This is a genomic window from Microbispora cellulosiformans, from assembly GCF_008728085.1.
GTDB classification, from domain to species: domain Bacteria; phylum Actinomycetota; class Actinomycetes; order Streptosporangiales; family Streptosporangiaceae; genus Microbispora; species Microbispora amethystogenes.
In genome coordinates this window covers 607688-634463 of the sequence record NZ_VYTZ01000005.1, presented here as the reverse complement: position 1 = coordinate 634463, position 26776 = coordinate 607688, and the positions used below count along the sequence as shown (strand labels likewise).

At 72.3% G+C, this 26776-nt stretch carries 23 protein-coding genes; 13 read left to right on the top strand and 10 right to left on the bottom strand.

Going from position 1 to position 26776, the window contains the following annotated elements:
* Positions 1 to 3: 3 nt before the first annotated feature.
* Positions 4 to 1212, bottom strand: coding sequence for a cytochrome P450 (locus tag F5972_RS17120; RefSeq protein ID WP_150934454.1), 1209 nt, complete (start codon positions 1210 to 1212; stop codon positions 4 to 6).
* A 185-nt stretch (positions 1213 to 1397) separates the two neighbouring features.
* Here F5972_RS17120 and F5972_RS39385 point away from each other — a divergent pair, with 185 nt between their 5' ends.
* Together F5972_RS39385 and F5972_RS17110 are read left to right on the top strand one after the other, a co-directional pair.
* Positions 1398 to 2072: a MarR family transcriptional regulator gene (locus F5972_RS39385; RefSeq protein WP_150934453.1), complete on the top strand. Its 675-nt coding sequence runs from the start codon at positions 1398 to 1400 to the stop codon at positions 2070 to 2072.
* Between the two features lie 70 nt (positions 2073 to 2142).
* Positions 2143 to 2535, top strand: a complete 393-nt coding sequence (locus F5972_RS17110) for a hypothetical protein (protein ID WP_191910165.1) — start codon at positions 2143 to 2145, stop codon at positions 2533 to 2535.
* Between the two features lie 81 nt (positions 2536 to 2616).
* Here the strand turns inward: F5972_RS17110 and F5972_RS17105 are convergent, their stop codons facing one another.
* Positions 2617 to 3690, bottom strand: coding sequence for a 3-keto-disaccharide hydrolase (locus tag F5972_RS17105; RefSeq protein ID WP_225311566.1), 1074 nt, complete (start codon positions 3688 to 3690; stop codon positions 2617 to 2619).
* A 466-nt stretch (positions 3691 to 4156) separates the two neighbouring features.
* On the opposite strand from F5972_RS17105, the gene F5972_RS17100 reads away from it, so the two are divergent.
* Together F5972_RS17100 and F5972_RS38160 are read left to right on the top strand one after the other, a co-directional pair.
* On the top strand, positions 4157 to 6523 hold the full coding sequence (locus F5972_RS17100) for an extracellular catalytic domain type 1 short-chain-length polyhydroxyalkanoate depolymerase (protein WP_150934452.1): 2367 nt from the start codon (positions 4157 to 4159) through the stop codon (positions 6521 to 6523).
* A gap of 196 nt (positions 6524 to 6719) precedes the next feature.
* Positions 6720 to 8297, top strand: a complete 1578-nt coding sequence (locus tag F5972_RS38160) for a serine/threonine protein kinase (protein WP_225311565.1) — start codon at positions 6720 to 6722, stop codon at positions 8295 to 8297.
* A gap of 10 nt (positions 8298 to 8307) precedes the next feature.
* Here F5972_RS38160 and F5972_RS17090 read toward each other — a convergent pair whose 3' ends face one another.
* From F5972_RS17090 to F5972_RS17080, 3 genes are all read right to left on the bottom strand, one after another.
* Positions 8308 to 8676 carry a hypothetical protein gene (locus tag F5972_RS17090; protein ID WP_150934451.1) on the bottom strand — a complete coding sequence of 123 codons (369 nt, stop codon included), beginning with the start codon at positions 8674 to 8676 and terminating at the stop codon, positions 8308 to 8310.
* 113 nt (positions 8677 to 8789) lie between these two features.
* Positions 8790 to 10949 carry a glycoside hydrolase family 44 protein gene (locus F5972_RS39605; protein ID WP_225311564.1) on the bottom strand — a complete coding sequence of 720 codons (2160 nt, stop codon included), beginning with the start codon at positions 10947 to 10949 and terminating at the stop codon, positions 8790 to 8792.
* Positions 10950 to 11203: 254 nt separating this feature from the next.
* Positions 11204 to 11455 carry a LuxR C-terminal-related transcriptional regulator gene (locus tag F5972_RS17080; protein ID WP_150934450.1) on the bottom strand — a complete coding sequence of 84 codons (252 nt, stop codon included), beginning with the start codon at positions 11453 to 11455 and terminating at the stop codon, positions 11204 to 11206.
* A gap of 272 nt (positions 11456 to 11727) precedes the next feature.
* Here F5972_RS17080 and F5972_RS17075 point away from each other — a divergent pair, with 272 nt between their 5' ends.
* From F5972_RS17075 to F5972_RS17050, 6 genes are all read left to right on the top strand, one after another.
* Entirely contained in the window at positions 11728 to 12669 is a 942-nt protein-coding gene (locus tag F5972_RS17075; RefSeq protein WP_204288811.1) for an ABC transporter ATP-binding protein, read from the top strand.
* Between the two features lie 2 nt (positions 12670 to 12671).
* Positions 12672 to 13484: an ABC transporter permease gene (locus F5972_RS17070; RefSeq protein WP_150934449.1), complete on the top strand. Its 813-nt coding sequence runs from the start codon at positions 12672 to 12674 to the stop codon at positions 13482 to 13484.
* Between the two features lie 63 nt (positions 13485 to 13547).
* On the top strand, positions 13548 to 14711 hold the full coding sequence (locus F5972_RS17065) for a YcaO-like family protein (protein WP_150934448.1): 1164 nt from the start codon (positions 13548 to 13550) through the stop codon (positions 14709 to 14711).
* Between the two features lie 34 nt (positions 14712 to 14745).
* Positions 14746 to 16101, top strand: coding sequence for a TfuA-like protein (locus F5972_RS17060; protein WP_150934447.1), 1356 nt, complete (start codon positions 14746 to 14748; stop codon positions 16099 to 16101).
* 67 nt (positions 16102 to 16168) lie between these two features.
* A complete protein-coding gene (locus F5972_RS17055; protein WP_150934446.1) occupies positions 16169 to 17428 on the top strand; it encodes a cytochrome P450 family protein in 1260 nt (419 codons plus the stop codon).
* Between the two features lie 43 nt (positions 17429 to 17471).
* The gene (locus tag F5972_RS17050; protein ID WP_150934445.1) at positions 17472 to 18506 is read left to right on the top strand and encodes a methyltransferase; all 1035 of its coding nucleotides are present in this window, start codon (positions 17472 to 17474) and stop codon (positions 18504 to 18506) included.
* A gap of 47 nt (positions 18507 to 18553) precedes the next feature.
* On the opposite strand, the gene F5972_RS17045 is transcribed toward F5972_RS17050, so the two are convergent.
* Positions 18554 to 19462 (bottom strand): oxidoreductase, encoded by a 909-nt coding sequence (locus F5972_RS17045; protein ID WP_150934444.1) that lies wholly within the window; start codon positions 19460 to 19462, stop codon positions 18554 to 18556.
* Between the two features lie 65 nt (positions 19463 to 19527).
* Between F5972_RS17045 and F5972_RS17040 the strand changes: the two genes are divergently transcribed.
* Positions 19528 to 20112, top strand: a complete 585-nt coding sequence (locus tag F5972_RS17040) for a TetR/AcrR family transcriptional regulator (RefSeq protein ID WP_225311563.1) — start codon at positions 19528 to 19530, stop codon at positions 20110 to 20112.
* Between the two features lie 87 nt (positions 20113 to 20199).
* Here the strand turns inward: F5972_RS17040 and F5972_RS37290 are convergent, their stop codons facing one another.
* The 4 genes from F5972_RS37290 to F5972_RS17025 all read right to left on the bottom strand — a co-directional run bounded on the left by F5972_RS37290 (position 20200) and on the right by F5972_RS17025 (position 24078).
* Complete coding sequence (locus F5972_RS37290; protein WP_191910164.1) at positions 20200 to 21807, bottom strand: NAD(P)/FAD-dependent oxidoreductase; 1608 nt, start codon at positions 21805 to 21807, stop codon at positions 20200 to 20202.
* A 118-nt stretch (positions 21808 to 21925) separates the two neighbouring features.
* A complete protein-coding gene (locus F5972_RS37285) occupies positions 21926 to 22228 on the bottom strand; it encodes a PqqD family protein (protein ID WP_191910163.1) in 303 nt (100 codons plus the stop codon).
* A gap of 11 nt (positions 22229 to 22239) precedes the next feature.
* Complete coding sequence (gene stsB / locus F5972_RS17030) at positions 22240 to 23715, bottom strand: StsB family radical SAM/SPASM domain sactipeptide maturase (RefSeq protein ID WP_225311562.1); 1476 nt, start codon at positions 23713 to 23715, stop codon at positions 22240 to 22242.
* Positions 23716 to 23799: 84 nt separating this feature from the next.
* Positions 23800 to 24078, bottom strand: a complete 279-nt coding sequence (locus F5972_RS17025) for a StsA-related sactipeptide RiPP (protein ID WP_150934441.1) — start codon at positions 24076 to 24078, stop codon at positions 23800 to 23802.
* Positions 24079 to 24334: 256 nt separating this feature from the next.
* Between F5972_RS17025 and F5972_RS17020 the strand changes: the two genes are divergently transcribed.
* Together F5972_RS17020 and F5972_RS17015 are read left to right on the top strand one after the other, a co-directional pair.
* Complete coding sequence (locus F5972_RS17020; protein WP_150934440.1) at positions 24335 to 25660, top strand: DUF2786 domain-containing protein; 1326 nt, start codon at positions 24335 to 24337, stop codon at positions 25658 to 25660.
* Between the two features lie 108 nt (positions 25661 to 25768).
* The gene (locus F5972_RS17015) at positions 25769 to 26770 is read left to right on the top strand and encodes an XRE family transcriptional regulator (protein ID WP_150934439.1); all 1002 of its coding nucleotides are present in this window, start codon (positions 25769 to 25771) and stop codon (positions 26768 to 26770) included.
* Positions 26771 to 26776 lie beyond the last annotated feature (6 nt).

Below are 26776 nucleotides of genomic sequence, written 5' to 3'. Positions count from 1 at the left end.
GGATCACGCGTCCCAGGTGACGGGCAGGTTCTTGACCCCGAAGATGTCGGCGGTCTCGGGGCGCAGGCCGACCTCCCCGGCCGGTACGGCGAGGCGCAGCGTGGGGAATCGATCGATCAGCGCGGGCAGCGCGACCCGCATCTCGACGCGGGCGAGCTGCTGCCCCAGGCACTGGTGGATGCCGTGGCCGAAGGACAGGTGCCCTCCGTTCTCCCGGCCGAGGTCGAGCACGTGGGGGTCGGCGAAGCGCTCGGGGTCGCGGTTGGCGGTGTGGTACGACAGGATGACGGTCGTACCGGCCTCGACGGTCTGGCCGCCCAGCTCCACGTCCTCCAGCGCCGTGCGCATGAACGTCTTGGCGACGGTGAGATACCGCAGCAGCTCCTCCACGGCCCGGTCGGTGAGCGCGGGATCGGCCCGCCACGCGGCCAGCTGCGCCGGGTGGCTCAGCAGTGCGAAGGTGCCCAGCGCCAGCATGTTCGCGGTGGTGTCGAATCCCGCCGCCAGCAGGATCAGGGCCATTCCCCGCAGTTCCTCGTCGGTCAGGTCGCTGTCGGTGAGGTCGCTGAGCACGTCGTCGGTGGGGTTCGCGCGCTTGGCCGCTACCAGTTCCGCGAGATACCGCTGGGTCGCGGTGTAGGCCGTCAGCACTTCCTCGTCGCCGGCCTCGCCGCCGAGGAACTTGTCGATGTGCTCCTGGAAGGAGCCCCGGTCCTCGTACGGCACCCCCAGCAGCTCACAGATCACGACGGAGGGGATGGGCTTGGCGAACGCGGTCACCAGGTCGGCCGGCGGCCCGGCCTTCTCCATGGCGTCCAGGTGGTCGGCGGTGATCTGCTCGACGCGCTCGGTGAGCTGCCGCATCCGCCGCACGGTGAACCTGCCCACCAGCGGCTTGCGGTAGCGGCTGTGCCGCGGATCGTCCATGAGGAGGAACTCGCCGGGCGGCGCCGGTGGCACCTCGACGTCCCCGTAGTCGACCAGCGGGTGGTGGCGCATGAGCTCCCTGCGCGAGCTGAACCGCGAGTCGGCGAGAACCGATCGGACCAGGTCGTATCCGGTGACCAGCCAGCCCTGGTGCCCGTCGGGGAAGGGGAACCGGCTGATCGGGCCGTGCTCGCGAGCCTGGATCAGCTCCTCGGGCGGGTCGAAGGGGCAGCCGGACCGCCGGGCCGTCGGCAGCGTCGTGACGGTGTGGAGGGAGTCACCCATCGCCGTTCCTCATTTCGCGATAGTACGTGTTTCGGTGTATGTCGAAAGCTACGTTGCGTTCGTACAAAACGTCAATGAGGAAAAGTGTGTTTGCCCAGCTAGCTAGGGATAAATTGATGCAATGGTGCTGAGCGCGAACGCAATGAAGCGTTGCAATGAATGACGGCGAAGGCAATACTGGCGGCATGCCAGGAGGACGACTGACCCAGCAGGACCGCCAGCGCATCGCGGCCGGCCTCGCCGACGGGCTCTCCTACGCCGAGATCGCCCGGCGGCTCGGCCGGCCGACCTCGACGATCAGCCGGGAGATCGGGCGCAACGGCGGACCCGGCGGCTACCGGCCCCAGCAGGCGCACCAGGCGACGGTCCGGCGGGCACGGCGTGACGCGCCGGCTCCCTCACCCGCGGCCGGGCCGCCGCCTGGTTCGATGGAAGAGGAGATCATCGAGATGGCGGTCAGGACGGGCCTCCCCAGGATGATCGCGCGCGTGCACCTCGACCTGCTGCTGTCCGAGAACGGCAGGCGCACCGCGGCCGAGCTGACCCGCAGGCTGAAGGTCAGCCCGGCCTCCGTCTCCATGTCCGTGAACTACCTGGTCCAGCACGGGTTCGTCCGGCGTGAGCGCGATCCGCGGCGGCGTCGCGACGTCTACGTGGTCGACAACGAGGCGTGGTACCACTCGATCGTGACCAGCACGCGGCAGACGCTGGAGGCGGCCCGGGTCTCGATGGCGGCGGCGGAGACGGTCGGGCTCGACGGGCCCGTGGGGCAGCGGCTGGCCAGGGGAGGGGCGTTCCTGGAGCGGGTCAGCCTGGACATGATGGAGTCGGCCGACCGCTGGCGCGCCCTCCTGGCCTGACGGTCGTCGTCTCCCAAGGCGGCCCCGTGAGCAGGCGGGCATCGACCAGGCGACCATGTTCGGCCGCCTGGTGGGAACGCTGGTCCTGCTGATCATCGTGGGCGCGCTGCTCGCCGGCATCGCCGTGGCGGTCCTCTGGCTGCTCGACAAGGCGACCCGCGGCAGCCTCCTCCGCCTGGCCCGGGCCGTACGGGAGCGCCCCTGGGCCGCCGCGAGCGCGGGGGCGCTGTGGTGCGGGGCGAGTTACTGGGGTTTCCTCGGTTACCTGGGCCTCGGCGACGGTGCGTCCCTCGTGGCCGTCGTGATCACGGCGGTGGTCATCGGCGTGCTGGCCTTCCTCGTGCCGTTCCGGTTGCTCAGGCCGCGTCCGGCGGGCCGGGCGGGCATGAAGATCGTGGTCGCCGCCTTCACCGGCATCGGGCTGGGCTTCGCGCTCATGGGCCGGATGGAGGGCGACGCATAGGTGACCCTGGAGCCGGACCGCTCGTCCGGATACACCTGCGCGAAGCCGAAGAGCCGACCCTGGCCCGCCGCCTCGCTCCGCCTACCGGCCCAGGTCGCGTACGCGGATGTCGCGGAACGCGATGACAGACCCGCCGTCGTGGTTCTGCAGCCCGATGTGGCCTCGGGCGAACTGGCGGCCGCTCGTTCCGGGGTCCGCCGGGCGCCCGGGGAACGGGAGGCCGGGGACGTTGTCGAACTCGTTGACGACCTCGCCGTCGCGGATCACCGTGTAGTGCTGCCCGACCACGCGGATCTCCAGGTCGTTCCAGACGCCCTTGGCGGTCGGGCGGGCCCGGGCGAGGCCGAGGTCGGCGAACCCGTAGACGGACCCGGTCTTGCTGGGGTCGCCGGCGCCGCCCTCGGGGGTGTCGTTGATCTGGATCTCGTGGCCGCAGTTGACCGCGACCCAGGCGGGGTCGCCGGTGCCGCACTCCGGATGGGCGGCGGGGTCCACCCCGGGGAACCGTACGAACACACCGCCGTTCGACCGCGCGTCGGCACCCCCGGCCCGCTCGTCCCGGAACCGGAGACGCAGCGAGAAGTCGCCGAACCGCTCCGGCCGGTACCAGAGCAGGCCGAGCCCGCCGCCCGCGGGCGTGGCCACGGTCACCACGGTCCCGTCGTCGCGCAGCGCGAAGCCCCGGTCGCCGACGTAGCCCCAGTCGCCGAACGACGCCCGCGTGCCGTCGAAGATCCACCGGTACGGCCTGGGTCCGTCCGGCCGCCCGATGCCGGACCGGTCCGCGGTGCGCGTGAGCGCCGCGCGCTCCGGTTCGCTGATCACCCCCGAGCGGCTGAGCCGCCGGGCGACCTCGTCCACATGCGCGGTGAACGCGCCGTGGTCCGGCCACGCGCGCTCGTCGTCGACGAGGTCGTTGACGGTGCAGCCGCCCCCGGCGGCCCGGTTCGCCACGCCGGTGTCGGCGTCCAGGAACCTGACCGTGGGCCGGGCGTCGGGCACGGCGCACGACACCGCCCCGGCGGCGGTCGCCGGAGACGCGCTGCCGCGCGACGGAGGCGCGCTCCCACCGCACGCGACGGCCGCGACGGCGAGCAGGGCTCCCGCGAGTGCCCGCCTTCCCCTCGCGGCCGGGATGCGCCGGGGCAGCCGCACGCGCGTGGTCCCTTTCCCGAGGACGCGGCGCCGATCGCGTCGTGGCCGAACACCGTCCCGGCCCTGTCGGCGTGCCGGCACCCAGCGGGCCCGGGACGCACACATTGTCACGGGTCCGCGACAGTGTGGTCAACAGCCGGGTCCGGGCGCTCCTCCCGCAGGTGGTGTCGAAAAGCCGAACGTACTCGGAATATTTCGACACATCCTTGAAAGTTTCCGAGATTCCCATCCTCCTGGAAGGCCTGGCCGTCTCGTGAGCTTTGGCTCTTTCGGTTGGCTTCGGTACGAACCGGCCGCCGGTTGTGACGTCGGAAAGTTTTAGGCAGTCTTCTGAAACATTAAATGGCACAGGATCCGGTGGAGGCGTGGCCCGATGTCCCGCGATCTCGGAGCAGTGCGGGGAGCCCGATCCCGGGTGTCGCCGGCGCGGCACCGGGCCGGTGCGACCGGAGGAAGGAACTCTCACGTGAGACGACGCATCGTGGCCGTGCTGGCGGCCATGCTGATGCCCGTGGTCGCGCTGGCCGCGTTACTGGTCGCCCAGCCGGCCGCCGCGGCCTCGCTGACCCGGGTGACGAGCTTCGGGAACAACCCGAGCAACCTCAACATGTACATCTACGTGCCGGACCGGGTGGCCTCCCGGCCGGCGCTGCTGGTCGCCGTCCACTACTGCACGGGAACCGCGTCCGCGCTGTACAGCGGGTACTTCCGGGACTACGTCACCGCGGCCGACCAGTACGGATACATCATCGTGTTCCCCGAGGCCACCCGCAGCGGGCAGTGCTTCGACGTGTATTCGCCCCAGGCGCTCAGGCGGGGCGGCGGCAGCGACCCCGTGGGCATCATGTCGATGGTCGACTACGCCAGGTCGCGCTACAACGTGGACCCCGGCCGGATCTACGTCAGCGGCGTCTCCTCCGGCGCGATGATGACGAACGTGCTCGCCGCCGAGTATCCGGACGTGTTCAAGGCGGGCTCGGCGTTCATGGGCGTCCCGGCGGGCTGCTTCGCGACGACCGACGGCTCCACCTGGAACAGTCAGTGCGCCAACGGGCAGGTCAGCAAGACCGCCCAGCAGTGGGGAGACCTGGCCCGCTCGATGTACTCCGGATACACCGGCTCCTACCCCCGCATGCAGCTGTGGCACGGCACCACCGACAGCACGCTGCACTACAACAACTTCGGCGAAGAGATCAAGCAGTGGACCAACCTCAACGGCGTGAGCCAGACGCCGGCCGCCACCGACACCCCGTCGTCGGGCTGGACCCGCACCCGGTACGGCGGTAACGGCACCCAGCCGCCCGTCGAGGGCGTCAGCGTCTCCGGCCAGGGCCACTCGCTGCCCCTCAACGGCCAGATCGCCTACGCCATCAACTTCCTCGGCCTCAACAGCACGACGCCGAGCTCGCCGTCACCCACCCCGTCGCCCACGCCGCCGAACAGCCCCTCGCCCAGCCCGTCGGTCAGTCCGTCGGCCGGTCCGCCCGCCTCGACACTCGGCGAGGCGGCGGCCCGCAGCGGCCGCTACTTCGGCACCGCGATCAGCGCGAGCAAGCTCGGCGACTCGCAGTACACGACCATCGCGAACCGTGAGTTCAACATGATCACGGCCGAGAACGAGATGAAGATCGACGCGACCGAGCCCAACCGCGGTCAGTTCACCTTCACCAACGCCGACCGGATCTACAACTGGGCCGTGCAGAACGGCAAGCGGGTTCGTGGTCACACGCTGGCCTGGCACCAGCAGCAGCCGGGCTGGATGCAGTCGCTGTCGGGCAGCAGCCTGCGCCAGGCGATGATCGACCACATCAACGGCGTCATGTCCCACTACAAGGGCAAGATCTACGCCTGGGACGTCGTCAACGAGGCGTTCGACGACAGCAACGGCGGCCGGCGCGACTCCAACCTCCAGCGCACCGGCAACGACTGGATCGAGGTGGCCTTCCGCACCGCGCGGGCCGCCGATCCCGACGCCAAGCTCTGCTACAACGACTACAACACCGACAACTGGACCTGGGCCAAGACGCAGGGCGTCTACAACATGGTCAAGGACTTCAAGCAGCGCGGCGTGCCGATCGACTGCGTCGGCTTCCAGTCGCACTTCAACAGCGGCAGCCCGTACAACAGCAACTACCGCACCACGCTGTCCAGCTTCGCCGCGCTCGGGGTGGACGTGCAGATCACCGAGCTGGACATCCAGGGCGCGTCCGCGCAGACCTATGCCAACGTGGTCAACGACTGCCTCGCGGTGCCGCGGTGCAACGGCATCACCGTGTGGGGCGTGCGTGACAGCGACTCGTGGCGGTCGGGTGACACCCCGCTGCTGTTCGACGGCAACGGCAACAAGAAGGCCGCCTACACCTCGGTCCTCGACGCCCTCAACGCCGCCGTCCCCAGCACCTCGCCCAGCCCCACGCCGCCGGTGAGCCCCAGCGCGACGCCGTCCGACAGCCCGAGCGCGACCCCGTCGGACAGCCCCAGCCCGACTCCCTCCGACAGCCCCTCGCCCAGCCCGTCGGAGTCGCCCACGGTGGAGCCGGGCGGATGCAGCGCGACGATGCGGACGGTGAACTCCTGGCCCGGCGGATTCCAGTCGGAGGTCACGGTGAGCGCCGGCGGTTCGGCGATCAGGGGCTGGACGGTGAGCTGGAACTGGTCCGGCTCCGCGTCCATCACCCAGCTGTGGAACGGCGTCCGGTCTGGCTCCGGCTCGGCCGTCACCGTCCGCAACGAGTCCTACAACGGCACGGTCGCCGCGGGCGGCACCACCACCTTCGGTTTCACCGGCAGCGGCAGCGCCGAGACGCCCAGCCTGACCTGCGGCGCGTCCTGACCGGCGAAATCCGATGACGCGCTCCTGACCAGGAGGAGCACGCCGGGCATCCCCGCCACTCGCGGGGGTGCCCGGCGCACGCCTTCGGCGGCCCTCGGCGCGTCGGTGCGGCCGCGGTCCGGCGAACCCGGCCCTGCCGCCGATCTTCGGCGGGATAATGGGAGCGCCGTACGTGCCCCCGACCCGACGGAGAGTCATGCCGCAGCCGCTGGAGCCCGGCGACCCCGGTCGCCTGGGCTCCTACCGCATCACCGGCAGGATCGGCGAGGGAGGGCAGGGCGTCGTCTACCTCGGCGAGGGCGAGTCCGGCGGCCTCGTCGCGGTCAAGCTCTTCCACGCGCGACTCGGGGGAGACGCTGCGGCCCACGACGCCTTCGTACGCGAGACGGAGGTCGCCCGCAGGGTCGCCCGGTTCTGCACGGCCCAGGTGCTGGAGTCCGGCGTGGACGGCGGCCGGCCGTACATCGTGAGCGAGTACGTCCAGGGGCACGCGCTGAGCCAGGTGGTGGCCGCGCACGGGCCGATGTCGGGCGGCGCGCTCGAACGGCTCGCCATCGCCACGGCCACGGCGCTGGTCGCCCTGCACGACGCCGGGGTGGTCCATCGGGACTTCAAGCCGCACAACGTGCTGATCGGACCGGACGGGCCGCGGGTCATAGACTTCGGGATCGCCCGCGCCCTCGTCGGCGCGGGCACCGTGACCAGCCAAGTCGTCGGCACCCCCGCCTACATGGCGCCCGAGCAGTTCACGGCGGGCGAGCTCGGTTTCGCCCTGGACGTGTTCGCCTGGGCGTCCACGATGGTGTTCGCCGCCACCGGCCGCGCGCCGTTCGGCGCCGACGCGATCCCCGCCATCATCAACCGGATCCTCAACCACGAACCCGACCTGGACGGCGTCGAGGCGCCGCTGCGCGACCTGCTCACAGCCTGCCTCGCCAAGGACCCCGGACGGCGCCCGGCCGCACGGGAGATCCTCGACCGCCTCGTGCGCCCCCGCCACGACGCCCCGGCCGCGCCCACCCCGGCCCCGATCATCCCGGTCGCGCTCACTCCGGCCGCGATCACCCCAGCCACCATGCCCCCCGGGCCCTCCGCGTCCGGGCCGGTCGAGGCGCCGGGCCGCAGTCGGCGCGGGCGGGTCGTCGGGACCGTCGTCGCCGCCGTGGTCGTGGTGGCCGCGCTGGTCGCCGCCGTCGCGCTGCTGCCCTCGCTGCGCCGGCCGTCCGCGGGAAGCGGGCCCTCCCTGACGGAGCGGGCGGCGGCGGCCGGCACCGCCCCGGCCGCCGCCTCAGCCGGGGCCGGCGGAGGCGCGTCTCCGTCCGGGACTCCGTCGCGCACCCCCGCCTCGCGGTCCGCCTCGCCCGCCTCCTCACCCCGGCCACGGGTGAGCCGGCCGACGGCCGGGCCCGTCGTCACCCGGACGGCCCCGACGAGGACGATCACCGCACGGCCGACCGTCCGCCGCTCGAAGACGGCCACACCGGTCCCCGCGGATCCTCCGGCCTCGAAGTCGCCGAAGCCGTCGCCCGCGTCGGCCCTGCGGCTCGTGGAGCTGGGCGGCGGACACTTCACCGAGTACTGCGTGAGCCTCGGCTGGGAGTGGGTCGAGTACCGGGAGTCGCCCACGCCCGGTGCGTACTGCGTCAAGCGGAAGGGCGACACCATGTACCTCTCCCAGAGCCAGCGCGACGCGGGCTGCCGATGGCGCTTCCACGACCCGAAGGCCTTCCACCGGTTCAAGGGCAAGTCGAACTACTGCTACACGTACCGTTGATCGGGCGAGGTCAGGCGGGTAGTGGCGGGAGGGAGGCGAGGCCGAGGTAGCGGCCCGCGGCCGACAGGGCCCGGTGCAGATCGGCGGCGACCTCCCGCTCGACGTCCTCGTCGGGGAGCAGGTGCGGGTGCCCGAAGTCGATCCACGCCTCCGCGGTGAGGCGGCCCCGGGAGACCTGTTCCGCGTACGGGCCCGTCGCGAGCGTGCCGAAGACGAGGAACTCCTGCAGCCGGACGGACGCCACCACTCGGTCCAGACCGGCGTCTCGTTGAGCGCGGAGACGAGCCGACCGGCCGTCGCTAACCTCGATCTCCGCCACCGCGTCGGCGGCCTCGTCACTGTCGAACGGACCCTCGAGGAAGCCGATCTCATCGTCCATTGCGGTGATCTTTCCATGACCGCTCACGTCGCGCGGCGATCGCGCCGGACGGGAGCCAGGCTGGGGCCGGAGGGCGGGCGGTGCGGGACCGCGCCGCCCTCCGTGTCCTCACGTCAGGCGCCGCAGGAGGCGCCGTTCAGGGTGAACTGCTTGGGTGCGGTGTTGGAGCCGTTCCAGCCGCCGATGAAGCCGAAGCTCACGCTGCCTCCGTTGGCCGCGATCGAGGCGTTGTAGCTCGCGTTGGTCACCGTCACCTTCGCGCCGCTCTGGGTGTACGAGCCGTCCCACAGCTGGTTGACGGTCTGCCCGTTGCCGAACGTCCAGCCGAGCTGCCAGCCCTTCACGGCGGAGGCGCCGCGGTTGACGATCCGCACATCGGCCTGGAACCCGCCGGGCCACTGGTTCGTGATGGTGTACGTCACCGAGCAGGAGCCGGGCGGCGTCGGAGTCCCGCTGGGCGACGGCGAGGGCGACGGCGACCGCGTCGGGGAGGCGCTGGGGGAGGGGCTGGGGCTGCGCGAGGGCGACACGCTGGGCGACGGGGAGACGCTCGGCGAGGGAGACGCGCTCGGCGACGGAGAGGCGCTGGGCGAGGGGCTGGGGGACGTCACGGTCCCCGCCGGGACGACGATCGTACTGATCGAGTTCGCCGGGAACGTGCCGGTGAAGCCGCTCGCGCCCACCTGGACGTCGGCGTCCCTCCTGATGGCCGAGGTGTCGGCCGCGCCGTACCGGTAGACCTGCGCGGTCGCGGCGCCGGTGCGGCCCTTGAGCGCGATGTCGCTGGTCAGGGCGTCGCCGGTCTTGTTCACCACGACGAGGGTGAGGGCCTTGTCGGAGGCGCGCTCGGCGGCGTACACCGCGAGCTTGTCCTGGTCGGCGCTGACGGAGCTGACCGCGGTCTCGCCGAAGCGGCCGCCCTTGCCGTCGTAGTTGAGGTACATCCGGAAGGCGTACGCGCCGGGCTGGGAGGCGGTCGGCGGGCCCCACAGGCTGGCCAGGTCGACCCCCTCACGGCCGAAGATGCCGAGCACGTCGGCCTGCGCCAGCGCGCCGTTGATGTGGTCGAGGGCGCCCCAGTTGTACTCGGTGATCGCGGTCTTGGTGCCCGGATACTCGGCGGCGACCAGCTCCTTCATCCGGGGGATGAGGCGGACCTGGGTGTTGATCCAGCTCTCGTCGGTGTACGACGGGTCCCACAGGGCCCGGGTGGAACGCAGCCGCAGCGCGTCGGTCGCAGGGTCGCCGCCGCTCCCGAACGCGACACCCGAGGCCTGGGGGTAGAAGTGCTCGTCGAAGTAGTCGAGGACGCGCAGGTGGTTCGTGTCCTCGTACTTCTTCATCTGCCGCAGATACCAGGTCGTGAAGGGCAGGCCGTCGCGGGCCGCCTTGTCGGGCGGGTTCGACCAGCAGTTGGTCCGGCCGCAGACCTCCTGGTCGAGGCCCGAGTAGTCCCACGAGGACCAGCCCCAGCCGACCGGCCCGAGCGTCTTGGCGCCGGGGTCGGCGGTCTTGATCGCGGCGCCGATGAGGTATCCCTTGTCACGCAGCTCGACCGAGCTCGCGCCCTCGGGGTGGACGTCGCGGTGCGTGCCGTGCCAGATGTCGGGCTCGTTGTCGAGGCTGTAGAACTTCACCCCGCCGCTCGCCGCCGTGCCGTACTTGCCGGTGAGGTGGGCGATCCAGTCCTTCACGTACGACGCCCCGGCCTCCACGCTCGTGTCGTGGGGGTCGTTGCCGGTGATCTTCGTGCCGTCCGGCTTCACGCCGTTGCCGCAGTCGGGCCGCCACTGGTCGGTCTGCTGCTGCGGGCCGTACTTGGCGACGGAGAAGCCGCAGGAGGCGTCGCGGCCCTTCGGCGCCCAGCCGATCAGCGGCATGGTGAGGATCGTGTCGGTGCCGGTGCGCCGGTCCTGCTCCACGAACTTGTCGACGCTGGAGCCGTCGGGGAGCGCGGACGGGTTGGTGTTGTCCTCCGCGATGTTCTCGAAGAACCAGTCGGAGGCCCGGTTGCTGGTGTCGTACAGGTAGTTGTAGCGGGTGGTCGCGTTGCCGCCCCAGCGCCGTACGGGCAGGCGCAGTTCCTTGGCCAGCGTCTCGTCGGCGAAGTTCATGCCGTAGACGTACGGGCTGATGGCGTGCCGCCCCGCGGTCACGTCCACGGTGACCGCCGGGCCGGTGGCGGCGGCGAGGGCGGCCGGAGCCGCTCCGGCCGCGCCGGCGGCCAGGGCCATCGCCACCGTGAGGGCGGCGGGAAGCGTTTTTCTGAGCACGGGTTTCCTTCCGAATCCCTGGGATCCTGGCGGCCTGACGGCGGGGGATTACCGGGAGTCGCCGTCGCGGCCAGGGCCTCACGCTGGCCAAAGGCCCGGGCGGGAGACAAGGCGGAAGGCCGCCGGGGCAGCGGAAACGGGCGGTGAGCTGGCACGGCCCGCCGCGCGGGACGAAAGTTTCAGAGACGGCCGGGACCACGCCGGGCCGCCCGCTCCCGCCCGCGCGTGGACCCCGCGTGAACCGTAGGGCCGGCTTACCCGAGGGCGTCGGAGACGCTGGGCGGCCAGATGCCGACGTGCAGGAGCCGGTGCGCGTAGAAGTAGGCCACGAGCTGGCTGCGGTTGCTGCAGGCGAACTGGAGGAGCAGCTTGCTGATCCGCTCCGCCACGGTGTACCGGCTGAGGTGCATCTCGTGGGCGATCTTCGTCGTCGTGTAGCCCCTGGCCAGCATGACGATCAGCCATCGGTCGCGATCATTGATCAGGCCGTCGGAAACAAGGTCCATGTGCAGTCCCGGTTCGGATCGCTCGATTGTGTGACCTGGTGAGGCCCCCCTCTGCGGCGACCCTAGAAAGGCGCGCTTAACGATCGGTATGGCCGGGCCATGGCCGTGGTTATGGCCCTCCGGGCGACGCCGGTAGCCCACGTTTGTGGGGTTGTGTCACCTGCTCGTCCCCGGCTCATACTCGACCAGCGACGCGTTCCGAGCAGGCCGGGGGACGATCGGAGGGCGACTCACATCGCTGGGCAGCGGGAGGGCGAAGTGAAGGGCAGGCTGTGTTGAGAGACGTCGTGACGGCCGTGGGGCTGACCAAACAATATCGGGGCAGCGAGAGACCGGCCGTGGACGACGTCTCCTTCGAGATCGCCCAGGGGGAGACCATCGGGCTCCTGGGCCCCAACGGCGCCGGCAAGACCACCCTGATCAAGATGATCTGCGGCGTCACCACTCCGACCTCCGGTGAGATCCGGGTCTTCGACGCCGATCCGGTGCGTCAGCCCGTCCTCGCCAAGAGCGGCATCGGCGCGATGCACCAGAGCGGTCCGTTCGACATGATGCTGCCGGCGCTGGACAACCTGCGGATCGCCGCCCGGTTCCGCGGGCTGCGGTGGCGCGACGTGCGGCCGTGGGCGTTCGAGGTGGCGGACTTCCTCGGCGTCACCGGCTCGATGCAGCGCCTGGTGTTCCAGATGTCGGGTGGTCAGCGGCAGCGGCTGCAACTGGTGCGGGCGCTGCTCACCATCCCGCGGCTGCTCATCCTCGACGAGCCCTCCGCGGGCCTGGACGTCGCGGGGCGGCGTCAGGTCGAGCGGTTCGTGACCTGGCTGCGCGAGGAGCACGGCGTGACGGTGCTGTGGACCAGCCACCACATCGACGAGCTGGAGCGCAACAGCCAGCGCGTGCTGGTCGTCGACCGCGGGCGGGTGGTGCGCTTCGCCAAGCCGCGCGAACTCGTGGAGGAGTTCGGCAGCACCCACCTGCTGGTGACCGTCGAGGACCCGGCGTCGGGCGGCCTGGTGGCCGCCTGGGCGGAGTCGGCCGGGCTCAGGGCCAAGGCCGAGGACAACGAGGTGCGCATCGACGACGCGAAGGCACGCGACCTGCTGCCGGAGCTGTCCCGCTACTGCCAGGACCACGCCGTCGCGATCACCGGGGTGTCGACCGCCGTGGACTCGCTTGAGGAGGTCTTCCTCCGGATGACCGGGAACGAGGGCTGACGATGGCCGCCGGGCTGCACTTCCACGCCGCGCCCCCCGCCCCCACGGCGAGGGCGACGGACCTGCTCGCGGTGCTCTACCGGGAGTACGCGCTGCTCGCCCGCAACCGGGTCTACCTGATCCTCGGCCTGACGCCGATGCTGGTCTACCTCCTGCTGGTGAACACCTCGCTGAGTAACCTCGTCAGGGTCGTCGACTACAAGGGCGTCAGCGTCGGGTTCGCGGTCTTCCTGCTCCCCATGACGCTGGCGATGTCGGTCGTGAGCGCGGCGGCGACGTCCGCCATGGCCGTGTTCCAGGAGGAGATGAGCGGGGTGGCGACCCAGCTGTGGTCGTACCCCATGCGCAGGTCGCGCTTCCTGCTCGGCAAGATGATCGCCGGCGTCTCGCTGGTGCTGGGGCAGACCCTGCTGGGCCTCGGCGTGGCGGCGCTCATCTTCGACCTGCCGTTCGGCCCGGAGAACTGGGTGGGGCTGCTGTCGGCGCTCGTGCTGTCGGCCCTGGCGCTCAACGGGCTCTACCTGGCGGCGGCGATCACGATCACGGACTACCAGGCCTTCATGGTGCTGTCGAACGTGTCGATGCCCGTCCTCGTCTTCAGCGCCCCGTCGATGTACACCACCGAGAGCATGCCGACGGTGCTGCAGTGGATCTCCGTGGTCAACCCGCTGACGTACGCGATCAACGGCATGCGGGACGCCGCGGTCTTCGGGGTCGGCGAGGCCTGGGTGGACCTGCTCGTGCTGGCGGTCATGGCGGTCGTCGGCTACACCGTGGGCGGCCGCGCCCTGATCAACCGCGCACGCAACATCTGACGACCCGACACCTGACACGGCCGGCCTGACAGGGCGCCTCACCTCGACCCGGGCAAGGGGACGATGCGGACAGAAACCTCCTCCCACTCTTGGCTCCTCTCCCTCTCCGACGAGACGAAGGTCCGGCTGCCGGGGACGGACCGGGCCCGAGACCCCGCCGCCACCCTGGAGATGGCCGGCCGCGCCGCGCGCCGGGCCGGGGTCACCCGGGTCGCGGACATCACCCGGCTCGACACCCTCGGCATCCCGACGTACCAGGCGATCAGGCCTGCCGCGCGGACCCTCGCCGTCTCCCAGGGCAAGGGCGTCACGGCGGACCTGGCGAAGCTGTCGGCCATGATGGAGTCCGTCGAGCTCTGGCACGCCGAGCAGCCCATGCGGCCGGTCACGACCGCGTCCGCCCGTGAGCTGGCCGGGGAACTGGGCTACGACGTGGGCGCCCTTCCGCGCTGCGCGCCGAGCCTGCTGCACGACGGGCTGCCGGTGGACTGGGTCGCCGCCCGATCGCTCGCCGACGGCTCGCCGACGCTCGTCCCCATGGAACTGGCGCAGTTCACCCTCGTCCGCAGGACGGGCTGGCACCCGCCGGTGTTCTTCTCCTCGACCAACGGCCTGGCCAGCGGGAACACGCTGACGGAGGGCGTGCTGCACGCGTTGTACGAGGTGATCGAGCGGGACGCCGTCACCGCCTTCATGACCGGCGGCGACCGGGGGACCCGGGTCGACCCGCGCTCGCTCGGCTCGCCGGTCGTCGACGACCTGTGCGTGACGATGGAACGGGCCCGCGTCCGCATGGAGGTCAGGTCGCTGGCCTCGCCGACCGGGCTGCCGTGCTTCCTCGCCCGGATCACCTGCGACGACTATCCGCCGCCGTTCCTCGGCTTCGGCTGCCACCTCAGCTCGGAGATCGCGCTCAGCCGCGCCGTCACCGAGGCCGCGCAGGCGAGGCTGGGCTACATCGCGGGATCGCGCGACGACCTGCACGCGAACGTCCACGACGGCCAGGGCGCGCCGCGGCGACCGGAGCCGCCGCAGGAGCCCGGCGCGCCGATCACGCCGCTGCACGCGCACGAGAGCCTGGTCGACGACCTGGACGACGTGGTGAAGCGCGCCACGGTCGCCTTCTCGCACGCGCCTCTCGTCGTCGACCTGACGCGGGAGGACCTCGGCGTGCCGGTCGTCAGGGTGCTGGCACCGGGGAGCCGCGTGTGCCCGGAGGTCTTCTGATGAGCGAGGGTGTTCCGATGAGCGGGGGTCGTCGATGAGCTCGCCGAACGTGGTCGTCTACGCCGGTCCGACGATCTCCCCCGACGAGGTCCGCGGCGTCGTGCCGCACGCGCGGGTGCGGCCGCCCGTCGCCCGGGGCGACCTGCTCAGCGAGACCTGGAGCCCGGACGACACCGCCGTCATCATCGACGGCTACTACCGCGAGAAGCTGGCGGTGGGCCACAAGGAGATCCTCTGGCTGATCGCCGAGGGCGTGAACGTCGTCGGCGCGGCCAGCATGGGCGCGTTGCGCGCGGCCGAGCTGAGCCCGTACGGCATGACCGGCGCCGGGACCGTGTTCGACATGTACACGACGGGCGAGGTCGACGGCGACGACGAGGTCGCGGTGCTGCACGGCCCCGCCGACCTCGGCTACCCGGCCGGGACGGTCGCGCTGGTCAACCTCCGGTACGGCTGCCGGGAGGGGGCGAGGACGGGCCGGATCCCGGCGGAGGCCGGGGAGCGCATCGTCCGCGCGGCCAAGGCGATGCCGTTCGCGCACCGCACCTGGCAGGAACTCGGCGCGGCGGTGGACGGCGACGACCGCGCCTGCCTGGAGACGCTGCGGCGGCTGATCGGCACAGGGGAGTGGGACGTCAAACGGCTGGACGCGCTGGACGCGCTGGCCGCGCTGCAGGCGGCCGGCGAGCGCCGCGCCGGAGGGCCCGGCGAGAGGCCCGGTGGGGAGCCCGAGGCGTGGGCGGCCGACACGGCGCTGACCGGGATCACCCACTACGAGGCGCTCAAGTGGCGGTCGAGGCGCGAGTACGCGCCGGGCCGGTGGATGACCGACCTCGACGTCGTGACCGCGGGGCGGCTGTTCGGCGACGACTACCCCCGCCTGCACGAGGAGACGCTGACGGGCCTGCTGACCGGCTTCGCCGCCGGCCGGGGCCTCGACCTGGAGGCGTACGTGCGCGCCCGGCTCGGGGTCGCCGAAGCCGAGCCCTTGCCGCCCGTGCTCGCGCCGTGGCTCACGGAGACCGAGCGCGCCGCCCTCCCCATCGGAGAACAGCTGCGGCTGGTCATGGTGCGGGTCTGGCCGGTCTGGCAGTCGGAGGACTGGCGGCCGGTCGTGCTGGAACGGGTCCGGCGGTCGGGCCTCTGGCAGGAGTGGTCGGAGATCGTCGCCCGCGCCGACGAGGCGGCGGAGCGGACCCGTGGCCGGATCGCCGTCCCGCCACCGGAGATCTGCGCGAAGCTCTTCCTGCGCCACTGGCACGGGAAGGGGACGTCGGCCGAGGTGGAGATGGCCCGGCGCGGCTTCACCGGCCCGCAGGAGCTGGGACACGCCGTCAGACGGTTCTTCGCCCTCGACGTCCAGAACGCGCGTGCCTCCGGAAACCGCTGACGCCGGCGCGGGGGCCGGGGGCAGCCCGTGTCCCGGAACGCCGGTGAGTCCGCGTGAGGAGAGGGTCGTGACCGTGACCGAACCCGGGCAGCCGTCCGGCCCGGCCGCGCAGCTGTTCGACCCGGCGGCGGCGCGGCACCGGCCGGACCCCCATCCGCTGTTCCACCGGATGCGCGAGCAGGCGCCCGTCTACCGGTACGTGAACCCCGGGAGCGGCCGGGTGCTGTGGTACCTGACCCGGTACGCCGACGTGCAGCGCGCGCTGCTCGACCCGGACGTCGGCCGTCAGCTCGACCGGCTGCCGCCCGAGCTCGCCGCGCCGCACCGCAGGGCCGAGATGCGCGATCCGCTGGCCATGCTGCGGCGCAACGTCTTCCACCTCGATCCGCCCGACCACACCCGCATCCGCAGGCTGATGGCGCCGGCCTTCGGCGCCCGTACGGTGGCCGCGCTGGAGCGGCGCGTCCACCGGGTCGCGGGCGAGCTCCTGGACGGCATGGCGGCGGCGGGCGGCGAGGCCGACCTCATCCGGGAGCTGGCGCTGCCGCTGCCGGTCCTGGTCGTCGCCGACCTGCTCGGCCTGCCCCCCGAGGACCGCGCCCGGCTGCGCGGGTGGAGCGACGAGATCGTGGGCAGCGGGGACGCGGGCCGGATCCGCCGGGCCGGCCTGGAGTTCGCCGCGTACGCCAACGAGAGGATCGACGAGCGGCGGGCGCACCCGGGGGACGACCTGCTGAGCCGGCTCGCCGAGGCCGAGCGGACGGGCGGGATCAGCCGCGCGGAGCTGGTCTCCAGCGTGTTCCAGCTGCTGCTCGCCGGGGACGAGACGACCGTCAACCTGATCGGGAACGGCGTGCTGGAGCTGCTGCGGCACCCCCGCCAGCTGGACCGGCTGCGGGCGCGCCCGGAGCTGATCGGCTCCATGGTCGAGGAGGCGCTGCGGTTCAACGGCCCGGTCGGGCACTCCCGCCCGCTGTACGTCCTCGCCGACGTCGAGATCGGCGGGACCGTCATCCCCCGCGGGGACGTGGTCGTGCCGGTGCTGCTGGCGGCCAACCGCGACCCGGCGGTCTTCCCCCGGCCGGACGACTTCGACATCGCCCGCAGCCCCAACCGGCATCTGGGCTTCGGCCACGGCGCGCACTTCTGCCTCGGCGCGGCGCTGGCGCGGCTGCAGGCCGTGGCCGCCATCGGGGCGCTGGTGCGCCGATTCCCCGACATCGCCCTCGCGGTCGACCCCGCCGGCCTGGAGTGGACGCCCGACCTGTTCCTGCACGGCGTACGCCGCCTGCCGCTGCGGCTGCGCCTGGAGGCGGGCGTCGCGTGACGCCTGTCCCTTGTCTGTCAGAGCCTCCGGAAGGAGCCGGCCCATGAGTGACCGACCGCGAGGCCTCGCGGGGCAGGCGAACCTGTCCCGGATGGCCTTCGGCTACGCCACCTCGCAGATCCTCTACGCCGCCGTACGGCTCGGCGTGCCGGACCTGCTCGCGGAGGAGGCCGTACCGGTCGCGCGGCTCGCGGAGCGCACCGGGTCGGACCCCGGCGCGCTGCACCGGCTGCTCCGCGCGCTGGTGGTGCTGGGCGTGGCGGAGGAGGGGGAGCCGGGATGTTTCACCCTCACGCCGCAGGGACGGCCGCTCCGCGCCGACCACCCGTGGTCGATGCGCTCCAGCCTGCTGCTGCTCGGCGACCCGGCGACATGGCAGGCGTGGGGCGCGCTGACCCACAGCGTGCGGACCGGTGAGACGGCGTGGGACCACGCGCACGGCGAACCGCTGTTCGACCACCTCGCCCGCCACCCGGACCTGTCGGCGGTGTTCAACAGGGCGATGCGCGAGGGCACCGAACGGATCGCGCCCGCGCTCCCCAGGGCGTACGACTTCACCGGCGCGCAGACCGTGGTCGACGTCGGCGGCGGCAACGGCACGCTGCTGGCGGCGGTTCTCGCGGCAACCCCGGGCGTCAAGGGAATCCTGTTCGACACCGCCGAGGGAGTCGCCGGCGCCGACGAGGAGTTCCGGCGGGCGGGCCTGTCGGACCGGTGTGTCATCGAGACCGGCGACTTCTTCGAGGCCGTGCCCGGGGGCGACGTCATGCTGGTCAAGGGCGTGCTGCACGACTGGGACGACCGGCGCTGCGTCACCCTGCTGCGGAGCTGCCGCCGGTCGATCGCGGCGGACGGGCGCCTGCTCGTGCTTGAGCCGGTGATGCCGTCCGCCCTCGGCACGCCGGAGGCGGCCGGGGCCGTCATGAGCGACATCGCGATGCTCGTCTACACCGGCGGCCGGGAACGCGGCAGCGCCGAGTTCGGGGACCTGCTCGCCGCGGCCGGGTTCGACCTGACCGAGGTGACGCCGCCGCTCGGCGGCTCGGAGATCCGGATCCTCGTCGCGCACCCCGCCTGAGGTCCCCGGTCGATTGCCTGGTCGAGCTCCGCGGTCGAGCTTCCGGCTCAGGGCCGCGCTGCCGGCCCGGTCGCGGGCAGCGGGAACGTGACGCCGGTCAGCTCCTCGGAGACCGTCCACAGGCGGCGGGCGAGCGCGCCGTTCCGGGCGGCCCTCGACCGGCCGACGAGCTTCGGCGCGCCGCGCCCCAGCAGGCCGCCGGGGCCGGCGTAGCCGCCGCCCGGAACGTCCGCCACCGCCGCGTAGAGCGTGGGCAGCGCCCCGTCGTCACCGCTCTGCGCCAGGCCGTTGATGACGGCCGTACGGAGCCGCCGTAGCAGGGACCGCCCGTCGTCGAGGTGCCCGAGGAGGTTCGTGGCCGCCAGGCCGGGGTGCGCGGCGGTCGCGAGCACCGGCGATCCGGCCTCGGTGAGGCGGCGGTGCAGCTCCGCGGTGAACAGCAGGTTCGCCAGTTTCGACTGCGCGTACGCGGGGAGTGCCCGGTAGGGCTTGCGCTCCCAGTTGAGGTCGTCGAAGTCGATCCGGCCCATCCGGTGCGCGCCGGAGGAGACGGTGACCACCCGCCCCCGGACGCGCGGCAGCAGCAGGTTCGTGAGCGCGAAGTGCCCGAGGTGGTTGGTGCCGAACTGCAGCTCGAAACCGTCGGCGGTGCGCCCGAGCGGCGGGATCATCAGGCCCGCGTTGTTGATCAGCACGTCGATCGGCTCGGTGAAGCCGTCGGCGAACGCGCGGACCGAGGCGAGGTCGGCGAGGTCGAGCCGCCGCACGGCGACGTCGCCGGTCATGGTCCCGGCGGCGGCGTGGCCCTTGGCGGGGTCGCGGACGGCGAGCACGACGCGGGCGCCCCTGGCGGCGAGCGCCTGGGCGGCGGCCCTGCCGATGCCGCTGTTCGCGCCGGTGACGACGACGGTGCGACCGGTCATGGCGGGGATCCGCTCGGCGGTAAATGTTGTCATGGGAAACAAAGTAGGCAGTGGCAACAAAGATGTCAACGACAACATCTCAAGCTACGATGACGTCCGTGCCCGCGTACCACCATGGAAACCTTCGCGCGACGCTGCTCGCCGCCGCCGAGCGCAGCCTGCGCCGGGACGGAGCCGACCGGCTCTCGCTGCGCGATCTGGCCCGTGAGGCGGGCGTCAGCCACGCCGCGCCCCGCAGGCACTTCCCGGACCGTCAGGCGCTGCTGGACGCGCTCGCCGAGTCCGGGTTCGCCCGGCTCGACCAGGAGCTGCGCGCCGCGCTCGCCGAGGCGGGGGAGGAGTTCGGGCCGCGCCTGCACGCCACGGCCGTGGCCTACCTGCGGTTCGCGACCGAGGACGGCGCGCTGCTGGAGCTGATGTTCAACCGCAAACACCGCGAGGGCGCCGACCGGCTCGTCGCGGCCGCCGCCGAGCCGTTCGGGCTGATGCACGGTCTGATCGAGCAGGGGCAGGCACAGGGAGTGCTGGAGCCCGGCGACCCGCAGCGCGCGGGGATCGTGCTGTTCGCGACATTGCAGGGCATCGCCACGCTGGTCAACGGCGGCCTGGTGGCGCCGGAACTGCTCGACGGCATCGTGGAGACCGCCGTCGACCAGTTCATCCGGGGATCCCGCCGCCGTTAGCGCCTCGCGGCGCGGGGTTCCGGGGCGGCGCGGGGTCTGGAGGCGGCGCGGGTTCGGGGGCGGCGCTTCCGGCGCGTGGCGGAGCTTTCAGCGGGTGGCGGTGGCGGTGGCGGTGGCGGTGGCGGTGGCGAGACGCGAGCGCAGCCACGCGGCCAGGCCGGGATACTGCCCGATGGCCTCCTCACTGGTGAGGAGAGGCTCCGGCCGCCCGGTCAGCACCTGCGCGATCTCCGACCTGTCCGGCGCGGTGTCATCGGAGAGCAACGTCTGGGCGGCGAAGAGCTTGGCGGCGATCCGCGGGCTGCTCAGCTTCGCCTGCGCCAGGCGCGTGCGGATCTCGCGTTCGAAGGCGTTCGGCGCGCGTCGCGGCGCACCGTCGCGGCCGGCCCTCGCGTCAGCCCTTTCCACGTCACCCGCACCGGCTCTGCCAGCGGCACCCGCACCGGCTCTGCCAGCGGCACCCGCACCGGCCCTGTCGGCCGCACCCGCACCGGCTGTGTCAACGGTGCCTGCCCTGGCACCTGCGCCGGCACCGGTACCTTCAGTCCGCTCTCCTGTGCCCGCGCCGGCCCGTTCGCCGTCCGCCTCGACCGCCATGCGCCAGGACTGCTCCGCCTCCGCCGCGAGCGCGGACTGCAGCCCGGAGAACAGCGCCGGTCCGATCCCGCCGTGCCGAAGCAGCTCCTCGTCGAGCCGGAGCGCGCAGCGCGCGGCGACCGACATGCCGTGCGAATGGATCGGATTGACCGCGACGGCCGCGTCGCCGATCACGGCGAACCCGGCGGGCAGTCGCGCGCGCTCGAAGAACCGCCTCCGGTTGACGGTGTCCCGGTACGGCCGGATGAGGCCGAGGGGAGTGGCCTCCGCCATGAGGTCGGCGACGAGGGGGTCGCGCAGCGTGCGGGCGAAGGCCGCGAAGCCCTGCTCCTCGGTCGGCGGCTCACCGCCCCGGGTGCCGGTCAGCGTGACCACCCACCGGCCGTCCTCGACGGGGAACAACGTCGCTCCCCGGGCCGGCCGTCCCGGGTCGGGCCCGGGATGCAGCATGATCGCCGGGATCGCCTCGGCGAGGTCGGCGGGCGCCTCGTAGAGCCGTGTGGCGTAGGCGAGGCCGGTGGCGACCGCCGACTCCTCGACGTCCCCGGCGCCGATCTCGGCGAGCCACCGCGGCGACGCCGATCTGCGTCCCGTGGCGTCGACGACGAGGTCCGCGCGTACGGTCTCGGGAGGGGCGCCCCGCCTGCTGACCGAGACCCCGCCGACCCGGGCCGCGTCCCCGAGGAGACCGAGTGCCCGCGTGTCCTCCCACACCGCGACGGTGCCACCGCCGAGTGCCCGGCGCCGTACCACCTCGTCCAGCAGCCCGCGGGTGCAGGAGATCAGGTGGGCGTCGGTGCGCATCCGGCGGAACCAGCCGTCCGCGGTGAGGATCAGGGCGTCGCCGGGGAGGCCGCGCAGATGCGCGCCGCGGGCGAGGAGGGCGCCGACCGTGCCGGGCAGCAGCGCCTCCAGCGCCCTAGCGCCGCCGGCCACGAGCACGTGGCTGTGGTGCGCCTGGGGCAGCCCCCGGCGCGGGCGGGGACCGGACGGGTAGTGATCGCCCTCCACCACCACGACCTCGTCCGCGTGGCGCGCGAGCACGGCGGCGGCGAGCACCCCCGCGAAGCCACCGCCGAGGACGACCGCCCTGCTCATCGGCGGAAGGCCGGCGGACGCGGCACGACGACGCCGGTTCGGACGCACGCCCCTCCGGCCGGCTCCCGTACGGTCACGTCTGAGCCGGTCGCATTCGGGCCGGCCGCGTCCAGGGCGGTCACGTGAGGGCCTTCTCGGCCTTCTCGGACGGGACCTCCTCGATCAGGCCCTGCTCGATCATCGTGCCGATGAAGTCGCGTACGTCCGCCACGATCTGTTTGCTCATCGCGGAGTTGCTGCCGGCGAACTCGCGGGACAGCTTGAACATGACCGGCTCACGTTCGCCGTCGCTCGCCACGAGCTTCCATATCCTCGAGCCCGTGTCGTTCAGGCTGTGGAAGTCGCCCGTCTCGGTGTGGTAGAGCGAGACGCCCTCCCCGGTCTCCTGCCAGATCACGGCTTCGCTGATCCGGAGCGACACACTGACCTCCTCTATACCGGCGTGATGGGAAGCAACTCGCCGACCTTGATGGAGGGCGAGGGGCGGACATAGGTCTTCCAGTCGTCGAAGACGGGGTGGACGTCGCCGTTGACGACCAGGCGGGGCGTCGTCATCTCGCGGTCCTTGGTGGCGAGCTCCGACCGGTCGACACCGGCTTCGAGCCACAGCTGCGTGGCGACGCCGTGCCGCAGGATCCGGCACTGGTGGCGGCTGTTGCGCCGCAGGTCCTTCGACTCGGACATGTGCGAGGCCCGGCACCCGCCGCCGCAGGACGCCTTGATGTAGCACTTGGCGCAGTCGGCGTGGTAATCGCCGCCGAGAACGGTGCTGGTGCGCATCCCGCGCAGGAGCGGCCCGCCGAAGATCTCCGCCAGCGACTGCAGCCGTACGTTGCCCGCGTGGTGCGACCGCCCGGTGACCAGCTTGCACGGATACACGTCGCCCAGCGAGTTGATGTAGATCTCGTTGCCGCCCATCCCGCAGTTGGCCTTCACCGAGCACGGTGTGACCGGCCGCGGGCCGTCCGGCAGCAGCTTGCCGGCGGCGGGAGACGTCCAGGTGAGCCGCTGGATCCGCATGTGGTCGTCCCAGCCGAAGTCGTACTCGTCGCTCTCTCCCCGGCCCAGGTCGTTGTGGTACATCAGCCGGATGCTGTGCACCTCGATCCCGTCGGCGAACCTCGCGAAGTCCTCCAGCTCGTCGACGTTGTCCGAGGTGACGATGTGGTTGATCCGGGGCACCACGCCGGCCTCGTTGAGCAGCTGGAGGGCGCGGTAGGTCCGGGCGAAGGAGCCGGCCCCGCGGGTGCGGTCGTGGGTCTCGGCCGTGCCGCCGTCGACGCTCACCGTGACCATGCCGAACAGCTCGGCGAACCGTTTGGCCTGCGCCGGCTTTCTGATCATCGTGGCGTTAGTGATGATGTTCGACGTCAGCCCGCTCTCGTTGGCGTGTTCCACGATCTGGAACAGGTCCTTGCGGAGCATCGGCTCGCCGCCGGTGAAGATCATGGTACTCGCGCCGAAGGCGGCGACCTGGGAGACCAGGTCGAGCGACTCGGCGGTGGTGAGCTCACCGGGGAGGCACTTCTCCGAGGAGGCGTAGCAGTACGGGCAGCGCAGGTTGCAGCCGTCGGTGATCGCGTAATACACCTGGCGGAGCGACGGCTCCTTGAAGGAGAGTGCCGGGCGGTTCCCGTTGTAGTAGACGATGTAGTTCAGGATGAGCTTGGCGAGCGTCCGATCGGTCTCGTCGGACTCGCCGGTCGCCGTCTCGTCGAGGCGGGCCTGCTCCCCGCCCGCCCCGGGACGGGCCAGGGCCTCCAGGACGGCGAACTCGCGCGCGTCGAGGACGCACCGGCCACCCACCTGCGGGTTGACGACCAGATACTCATCGTCGTGCACGAAGTAGGTCAGGTCAGCCGGCACTTCGATCAACGAGCGGTTCCGGGCGAGCTTCCCAGACATCATTCCCCTTACGCTCCCAGCCGCAGGTGCGGCCCCAGACGTCTGTGGGCGACGCGCGGCCGGAGCCGCACCCGCGAACTGCCCGGACTACTCCGCCGCGCCGGATCCGGAGCCCGACCAGGCTCCGCACAGGCACTTGGCCTCGACCGGCACGGTGTGGGCCTCCACCTCGGGCCGGGACCACTCGCCGCCCGCGCCGGCGTGCGCCAGCACACCGGGCAGCGCGTTGGGGAGCTTGTCCTTGAGCGAGATGAGCAGGTCGACTTCCTCCCTGGTCAAGGTGGCGAACGCCGCCTCGACTTCGGCTGCCAGGGGGCTGTTGAGAACGCCCGCTTCACGCAGAGCTTCCCTCGGATCGAAGGCCATGCCTTCACCTCTCTGTCTGACGGGGGAATGCGGTGTGAATCGAGTATGCGCAGGTGAGAAGGGGGTGAGAAACCCCACAAACGTGGGGCTAGCCGCTCGTCGCCCGTCGGGTGACGGCCGGGAGGCGCGGCCTGGCCGGCCCGCGAGATCCACCGGCGGGCCGCCTGTGGACAACGTCTTCGGAGCGGCCGGGTGGCTGTCAGAATCGTGAACTCCGTGAGCCCCCGGCGGGGGGAAGGCCGAGGCAGGAGGACACATGGGCAGGGCGGACCGGGAGCGGCGCAGGGCCGGGGAGAACGAGCGCGGGAGCCGGTGGCAGGGGCGGCCCGGCGGGGCGCGGGCCTTCCCCCGGGGGCGGGCGGAGCCACCGCCGGAGGAGATGGTGGCCGAGCTGCTGTCGGCCGCCGTGGACGCGCGACTGCACGCGGAAGCGCCGCAGTTTCCGCGGCTCGTCGAGACGCTGACCGGCGACCCGGGCCTGCGGCCCGTCGTCGACCGCGCGTTGCTGGGCATGCTCGGCGAGCACCTGGCACGGGCCTGGCGGAACGGGTGGATGCCGGCCGACGTGGTCCGGCTCGTGGGGCGGCGGTTCGGGGCGCGGCACGTGTGCCTGGTCACCGACGCCGTCGCGGCCGAGATGCGGGCCTACGCCCCGGCGACCGTGGACGAGCGCTGGCACGACCAGCTGACCGCCCTGGACGCCACCGTCTGGTGGGGGAGAGACGAGGAATACCTGCGCGAGGACGGCGACCGGGCCGCGATGGTCGCCCGGGCGCTGGAGGTGATCATCCTGCTCGCGAGGCTGCAGCCGCTGGAACGGCTGTGCCCGCCGCCCGGTTCGGCACGCCGTACGGCCCGGGCGGCCGGGCGGGTGGACGAGCGGATGCTGACGCGGGTGCGGGCGCTGCTGGCCAAGGCCGAGTCGACGGAGTTCGAGGCCGAGGCCGAGACGTTCACCGCCGCCGCCCAGTCGCTGATGGCCCGCTACAGCATCGACGCCGCGCTGCTGGCCGCCGGAGAGGCGAACCGTACCGGCGACGAACCGCAGGGGCGGCGCCTGGGGATCGACGCGCCCTACGAGGGGCCCAAGGCGGTGCTGCTGGACGTCATCGCCTCGGCCAACCACTGCCGGTCGATCTGGAGCCGCCACCTCGGCTTCGCCACCGTGCTGGGGTTCCCGGCCGAACTGGCGGCGGTGGAGGTGCTGTTCACCTCCCTGCTGGTGCAGGCCACCACCGCGATGCGGCAGGCCGGCGCACGCCGGGACGGCGCCGGCCGGTCCCGCACGCGGTCGTTCCGGCAGTCGTTCCTCGCCGCCTACGCCTACCGGATCGGGGAACGGCTGCACGAGGCGGCGGGGGAGGCGGTCAGGCAGGCGACAGCCGAGACCGGCAGAGACCTGCTGCCGGTGCTGGCGGCCAGAGATGAGGTGGTCGACGCGGCGATGGAGAAGATGTTTCCCGGGCTGAGCATGGTCAGGACGGGCTCGGTCAGCAACCGCGAGGGCTGGATCTCCGGCCGGGCCGCCGCCGACCAGGCCGTGCTGGACGTCCATCCGAAGATCCCTTCCGGCCGCTCGTGAGAGGGCTCGCCGGACGGAGGCCGTTGACTCGACAGGCCGCCTCGCACCACTGATTTTTGTTAGTGTTTCGCCCGGATCGACGCTGGACCGTGGCTTGGGGGAATCGTCGTGGCAGGTCCGTTCGACGCGCCGCCGCAGCCCGACAGGCTCACCACGACCGCCGAGTTCGTCGCCGCCCTGGGCAGTCTGCGCCAGTGGTCCGGCCGGACCTTCCGGCAGCTCACGGCTGCCGCGAAGGCGAACGGCGACGCGCTGCCCGCCAGCACCATCGCCGGCGCCCTGGGGCGGGCGACCCTCCCGCGAGAGGAGTTCGTGGCCGCGTTCGTACGGGCGTGCGGGCTCGGCGAGGCGGAGTCGGTTCGATGGGTGGCGGCGAGGAAGCGCCTGGCCGCCGAGCTGCCGCCGCTCTCGTCCGTCGCCCCCGGCGACCCCGCCGCTCAGGTTCGTCCGCCAGAGGGCCCGGCGCGACGAGGGCCGCAGTGGCCGGCCCTGGTGGGAGTGGGAGCGGGTGTCCTCCTGGTGCTTTTCGCGGTGGTCTCGGTCCTGCCGTCGCTCTACGACCCCCAGCCCGGTGGCGGGACCCCGGGGCCCTCACCCTTCCGCGCCGCCGCGACCTCCCTCAACGACCGCATGCCGTCCGACGGGTGGTATCACATGGTTCCCGCGCACGTCGCGGAGGACGGCCTGTGCATCGGGGAGGGACGCGAGCGCAGCGGAAGGACGGATCGCCCGCTGGCCGTGCAGCGTCCCTGCGCGGGCCTGGTCCCGGACACCTTTCTGCGTGCGGTCGGTGACGGTGCATGGCAGATCGAGTGGCATCATCCCGTAGAGGGCGCCGGCTGCCTCACCGTGGACGAGGCGCTGAAGGCTCCCGGCGCGCTGATCGCCCCGGACTACTGCACGGGGGTGCCGTATCAGCAGTTCCTGCTGAAGCCCGCCGGATCGGGATTCGTCGTGCGTCCCCTGCACAGCGGCCTGTGCGTCGGCGCGCTGTACGGCGAGTCCGACATGCGGGCGGGGGCGGAGATCGCCCAGAAGACCTGCACGGGACGGCGCGACCAGATCTTCCTCTTCCGTCCGGCGCCCGCGCCGACCTGGACGCCACGCTGACGCGGC

Bases quoted from the DNA above. Each gene is read 5' to 3' on its own strand.
- F5972_RS17120 (WP_150934454.1), bottom strand. From the start codon at position 1,212: ATGGGTGACTCCCTCCACACCGTCACGACGCTGCCGACGGCCCGGCGG.
- F5972_RS39385 (WP_150934453.1), top strand. From the start codon at position 1,398: ATGCCAGGAGGACGACTGACCCAGCAGGACCGCCAGCGCATCGCGGCC.
- F5972_RS38160 (WP_225311565.1), top strand. From the start codon at position 6,720: ATGCCGCAGCCGCTGGAGCCCGGCGACCCCGGTCGCCTGGGCTCCTAC.
- F5972_RS17090 (WP_150934451.1), bottom strand. From the start codon at position 8,676: ATGGACGATGAGATCGGCTTCCTCGAGGGTCCGTTCGACAGTGACGAG.
- F5972_RS17080 (WP_150934450.1), bottom strand. From the start codon at position 11,455: ATGGACCTTGTTTCCGACGGCCTGATCAATGATCGCGACCGATGGCTG.
- F5972_RS17070 (WP_150934449.1), top strand. From the start codon at position 12,672: ATGGCCGCCGGGCTGCACTTCCACGCCGCGCCCCCCGCCCCCACGGCG.
- F5972_RS17065 (WP_150934448.1), top strand. From the start codon at position 13,548: ATGCGGACAGAAACCTCCTCCCACTCTTGGCTCCTCTCCCTCTCCGAC.
- F5972_RS17060 (WP_150934447.1), top strand. From the start codon at position 14,746: ATGAGCTCGCCGAACGTGGTCGTCTACGCCGGTCCGACGATCTCCCCC.
- F5972_RS17050 (WP_150934445.1), top strand. From the start codon at position 17,472: ATGAGTGACCGACCGCGAGGCCTCGCGGGGCAGGCGAACCTGTCCCGG.
- F5972_RS17045 (WP_150934444.1), bottom strand. From the start codon at position 19,462: ATGACAACATTTACCGCCGAGCGGATCCCCGCCATGACCGGTCGCACC.
- F5972_RS37290 (WP_191910164.1), bottom strand. From the start codon at position 21,807: ATGAGCAGGGCGGTCGTCCTCGGCGGTGGCTTCGCGGGGGTGCTCGCC.
- stsB (WP_225311562.1), bottom strand. From the start codon at position 23,715: ATGATGTCTGGGAAGCTCGCCCGGAACCGCTCGTTGATCGAAGTGCCG.
- F5972_RS17025 (WP_150934441.1), bottom strand. From the start codon at position 24,078: ATGGCCTTCGATCCGAGGGAAGCTCTGCGTGAAGCGGGCGTTCTCAAC.
- F5972_RS17020 (WP_150934440.1), top strand. From the start codon at position 24,335: ATGGGCAGGGCGGACCGGGAGCGGCGCAGGGCCGGGGAGAACGAGCGC.